The 4,953-nt window shown below is 51.5% G+C and carries 4 protein-coding genes and 1 pseudogene; 2 read left to right on the top strand and 3 right to left on the bottom strand.

Features of this window, described 5'->3' with window-relative positions:
- The first annotated feature begins 60 nt into the window (after positions 1-60).
- On the top strand, positions 61-864 hold the full coding sequence (locus IBX50_RS17265) for an Ada metal-binding domain-containing protein (RefSeq protein ID WP_292257540.1): 804 nt from the start codon (positions 61-63) through the stop codon (positions 862-864).
- On the opposite strand, the gene IBX50_RS17260 is transcribed toward IBX50_RS17265, so the two are convergent.
- Genes IBX50_RS17260 through umuD form a run of 3 tightly spaced genes read right to left on the bottom strand, consistent with a single transcriptional unit; the run spans position 861 to position 3,303 of the window.
- Entirely contained in the window at positions 861-1,592 is a 732-nt protein-coding gene (locus IBX50_RS17260; RefSeq protein WP_292257539.1) for a CLCA_X family protein, read from the bottom strand. The genes IBX50_RS17265 and IBX50_RS17260 overlap by 4 nt on opposite strands.
- Complete coding sequence (umuC, locus tag IBX50_RS17255) at positions 1,593-2,855, bottom strand: translesion error-prone DNA polymerase V subunit UmuC (RefSeq protein WP_292257541.1); 1,263 nt, start codon at positions 2,853-2,855, stop codon at positions 1,593-1,595.
- 13 nt (positions 2,856-2,868) lie between these two features.
- On the bottom strand, positions 2,869-3,303 hold the full coding sequence (gene umuD / locus IBX50_RS17250; protein ID WP_366930742.1) for a translesion error-prone DNA polymerase V autoproteolytic subunit: 435 nt from the start codon (positions 3,301-3,303) through the stop codon (positions 2,869-2,871).
- Positions 3,304-3,714: 411 nt separating this feature from the next.
- Between umuD and IBX50_RS17245 the strand changes: the two are divergent.
- Positions 3,715-4,832: pseudogene (locus IBX50_RS17245) on the top strand (ISAs1 family transposase).
- Positions 4,833-4,953 lie beyond the last annotated feature (121 nt).

Raw genomic sequence — 4,953 nt, 5'->3', positions numbered from 1 at the left:
TTTGTATGTTATCTCAAAATCAGTTGGCTCAGGCTTAGGTTGACACACAGGGCCTGGAGCATGATGTTTTCGCACCGCATCGGGCGTTCCACCTACAAGGAAAAGTATGCCTTTGTCTGGCGAGAATCTCGCATCGACTATCTCGATGGGGCTGTGGTTTACCTCGACCCAGGTGATTTGTTTGCTCGCGAACCCTATTCTGCGCGCTTTAAGGATTTAAGTTCAGGTGATGAATTTGCAGTCGCCACCGTGCATATCGTCTATGGTCGCCGGATCAGTGACCGAACGGAAGAGATTGAAGAGTTGGCGCGCTACTGGGATTGGTTGCATGAAATCTATCCTGGCACGCCGGTATTGCTGATGGGGGACTTTAACTTGCAGCCTCTACACGCTGCATGGCAACCGCTGCGGGACAAGGGGGTAGTGCCCCTGATTGTTGAAGGTGCGACGACCTTATCGTCGGTTGATGGTCGTTTTGCCAATCTCTACGACAACATCTGGGTGGCAGAGTCAGGCCCCTATGCATCTAGCTCTGCCGGGATTATTGAATTTCCTGCGCTGCTGGGGATTACCCATGAACAAGCGCGCCGTCATGTGTCCGATCACACTCCTATATACCTGTTGTCTCACCAAGCAGGTTTGCGAGGTAATATCCAAGCGGATGATTTTAAGGTGCAGCCCAGTGCAGAAGAATCCAGTGCTCAAAAAGCCTCAGACCCCTTAATCGGCAATCGCAGATCGAAAATTCTTCACCGCCCGGACTGCCCTTCCTACAGTCGAGTCGGTGAAGCCAATCGAGTCTATTTCGATACCTTGGAGGAAGCTCAGGATGCTGGGTATCGGTTAGCGGGTTACTGTCCTTAGTTGGCTTTTAAAGCACGGCCCAGAGCTGAAAAGTATTCAGTAAAGGTGGCATTAATTGTTTCTCGTTGCTGGCCCTTGGGGTAAAGACCGGCCAGTGCTTCTTCAGAATCGCGGCTGCCTCTGACCAGAAAGGCGTTCTGTGGACCGGTATCTTCCACCAAAGCTTCAAAGGCTCGGGCACAGACTTCTTCCGGTCGCGCATAGTAAAGAACCCCTAGTTTTTGATCCATTCTCTTTGAACACTGAAAAAGTGGACTGGGCTGGCTGCCAGTCTCATCCAGTAGAATTGCCTTGAAGCATTCGCCCAAGAGGCTGTTAAGAGGGTGGGGGATGCCGGGTTGATTGTTTAGCCAGCAGCTTGAAGCAAAAGCCATACGGCCTGTTTTTTGAAATGCCTTGTCAGCCAGGTAATGATCCAAAGCATGAAACCACTCATGGGCCAGACTGCCAGCGCCTGCATTCTTGGCTAGGGCTAACTGGCGGGAGGCCGGGATATAATGAGCTGCCACACCGGGTCGCCCACCAATACCGTATTGAAGGCCCAAGTGCCCCCGCAAAGAAATCAGGGTTTCCGGCCCCTGTAGAGTGGCCATTAAATCACCCAGGGCACGATGAAAATTCACAGCCGCCCGATCACGTTCCTGCTCAGTCACCCAGCGACCCACTTCGATGCTTTTGAAGTCAAACTGGCGGCGAATTGTGACAAAAGATAACGGACGCTCTGACACTTAGCTCACCCTCGGCAGATCACTCCACCGTGTTGTGTAGGCCGGTGACAGCAGCTCACGCTTCATGCTCCAGCCTTGTCGGGTGCCTTGTGCAGCAAAGAACAGCTTGCCTAGCCCTCGTTTGTGGATCTGATCCAGACTATCCATCAGCTTCTGGCTGTGAGGTTTTTGGGGGGCATCATCAAACAGCTGTTGCTGGTAGGTGCCGGGGGCATAAAAGTCACTGAGTACAATGCCCCCTTTCATGTAGCGGTAACCGTCTTTCCAGATCGCCTTCAGTCCAGTATGGGCCACCTCCAGCAGCCGCCGTGTGTCGTCACTGGGTTCAATCAGATCAATATTGGCTGCATTGCTGTAAAAAGGCTCACGCGGGTTATGCGGGTTGGTGCGTATAAATACAGAAATCAGCTTTGCCCTGCGGTTTTCAGCACGCAGCTTCTCAGCACCACGAGTTGCATACAGGCTGATGGCTTCACGCATGGATTGAAAATCAGTGATCCGCTCACCGAAGGAGCGTGAACAGATGATCTGCTGTTTGGCCGGTGCTTCTGGTTCCAGATCCAGGCAGGATTGCCCATTCAGTTCACGTACAGTACGCTCCACCACCACTGAAAAGTTTCTTTTGATCCACTGCGGATCAGCATCCGCCAGTTGCAATACAGTCTTAATGCCCAGTGCTTCCAAGCGTTGTGTCAGCTTGCGGCCAATTCCCCAGACCTCATTCACGGGTAACAACGCCATCAGCTTGCGCTGACGAACCGGTGAGGTCAGATCAACCACACCACCGGTTGCCGGATAGGACTTGGCGGCATGATTGGCCAGTTTTGCCAGCGTCTTGGTGGGTGCAATTCCCACACATACAGTAATGCCTGTCCACTGATACACCTGCTGTCGCACTTGCAGACCAAAAGCATCCAGTGCCATGCAGGCATCAACGCCAGTCAGATCCAGAAACGCCTCATCAATCGAATACACCTCGACCTGTGGAGCCAGAGCCTCAAGAGTGCTCATCACCCGCTGGGATATATCAGCATACAAAGCATAGTTGGAAGAAAAACACACAATGCCATGCTGCCGAATGGCATCACGGATCTGAAACATCGGCACGCCCATTTTGATACCCAAAGCCTTGGCCTCACGGGAGCGTGCCACCACGCAACCATCATTGTTCGAGAGCACCACCACCGGCACATGCTTTAAATCAGGGCGGAACAGCTTCTCGCAGGAAGCATAAAAGTTATTACAGTCCACCAGAGCAAACACAGGGCTCATGCTGCTATTTCCGCAGACTATGAATCACATGCGTCACCACGCCCAGAATCTCCAGATCAGCATCCGGTGGAACCTGAATCGGCTGCATCCGATGATTACAGGGGAGTAGCTGTGGTGGGTTCCCCAGCTGCAACTGCTTCACCGTCAACTCACCATAAAACTGAGCAATCACGACATCCCCTGAGCGCGCTGTGAGTGACCGATCTACCACCAGCACGTCATCCGGGAAAATCCCAGCTTCAATCATGCTCTCACCCTGAGCGCGTACAAAAAAAGTGGCCGCTGGCCGCTGAATGCACAACTCATTCAGATCCAGCGCCCGATCCACATAATCCTGGGCAGGAGAGGGAAATCCGGCAGACACCCGCTCCAGATAGAAAGGCAAAGATTTAAGAGGAAACTCCCCGGCTGGGCCGAGGAAGGTGGCAAAGGTGGTCATACACAAAACTCCGGGATGCTGATATTTATACAGTATCGGAGTCAGGGGCATCTTTCAACGCAAGAGATGAAAAAACCTGCTGAGTTGCCAGGTAGGAGTATGTTTGGTAAAAGGTAGACAGGAAAGGACACACCCACCCGCAGGATGCGAAGCAGCACATTTCACATCCTGGGGCGGTAGCGTCCAAAAATCCGATATTCACAGTCTTATCTAGCCCCTCTGCTTCACAGTAACCAAATCTAGCTTGCCCCTACCTCACGTCAACCCGCCTTATTCATGAGATATAGCTGAAAGGTGCAGGGAAAACGCATGAAACCACCAGTAATGGCGCGGCATACAGGCAGGTTTGAAATTTTCAATGTACACCGATTGGCATGATGTGATTTGATGAACCTTTTGTAAAGGTCAATCATGAAAACTCCATCTCTTGTTGAGCACCTTTCTGTTGTCAAAGACTTCCGGCAAGACTGGAAAATCGAACACAAACTGACGGATATTTTGCTGCTGACGATCTGTGCAGTGATCTGTGGTGCAGAAGGCTGGGACGAGATTGAAGACTTTGGTGAAGCCAAACAGGATTTTCTGAGAAGTTATGGTGATTTTGAAGCAGGCATTCCCAGTGCAGACACCATTGCTCGTGTGGTTGGCATGATCAACCCCAAGCAGTTTCAGCGAGTCTTTGCAGACTGGATGCAGGAATGCCATACCGTCAGTGCGGGGGAAGTGATTGCCATCGATGGCAAAACGCTGAGAGGCTCTTACGATAAAAGCCGCAAGAAAGGCGCAATCCACATGATCAGCGCCTTCAGTGCAGCCAATGGCGTGGTACTGGGGCAGATCAAGACAGAAGAGAAATCCAACGAAATCACCGCCATTCCAGAGCTGTTAAAACTGCTGAACCTGCACGGTTGTCTGGTCACCATTGATGCCATGGGGTGTCAAAAGAAGATTGCCTTGGAGATCATTAACCAGGGCGCGGATTACCTACTGGCCGTGAAAGCCAACCAGCCTAAACTGGCGGATGCCTTCACCGCCCATTTTCCAATGCACAAGGTCGCCACTTATGAGGGTGACTCGTACAGTATCCAGGAAAAAGCCATGGGCGCCTGGAAACCAGGCACCACATCGTCAGCGACCTGCCGGATAGCTTCTTTGACTTCACCTACGAATGGGCAGGCTTGAAAAAACTGGGGGTAGTGGTGTCTTTCAGACAGGAAGGTGACCAGATCCCTGAAAATGCGACGGTGCGCTATTACATCAGCTCCAAAGACCTGAGTGCACGAGAATTGGCTGATGCAGCACGCCAGCACTGGTTTATTGAGACCAAATTACACTGGTGCCTGGATGTTGGCATGAATGAAGATGCCTGCCGGATACGCAGAGACATGGCCTCAGAAAACCTGGCGGGCATCAGGCACATTGCAATGAACTACCTGAAAAGCGAAACCAGTTTCAAAGCTGGGATCAAGTGCAAGCAGAAGAAGGCGGCAATGAGTGAAAGCTATCTGGCTACAATCCTTGCAGCATAAGGGTTTTCATGCGTTTTCCCTGCTGAAAGGTGGGTGTGGCTTTGGTATGCTGTTGAAATATAACAAGTTCCTGCAAGAACGGTTTGTCTCAACAACCAAAGCCACGGGTGAAACTATACCA

This window comes from Marinospirillum sp., from assembly GCF_014859565.1.
The sequence above is the reverse complement of the archived record's forward strand: the minus strand, read 5'-3'. Positions and strand labels throughout refer to the sequence as shown.

Coding starts and splice junctions, on each gene's coding strand:
- umuD (WP_366930742.1), bottom strand. CDS start 3,303: ATGACCACCTTTGCCACCTTCCTCGGCCCAGCCGGGGAGTTTCCTCTT.
- IBX50_RS17265 (WP_292257540.1), top strand. CDS start 61: ATGATGTTTTCGCACCGCATCGGGCGTTCCACCTACAAGGAAAAGTAT.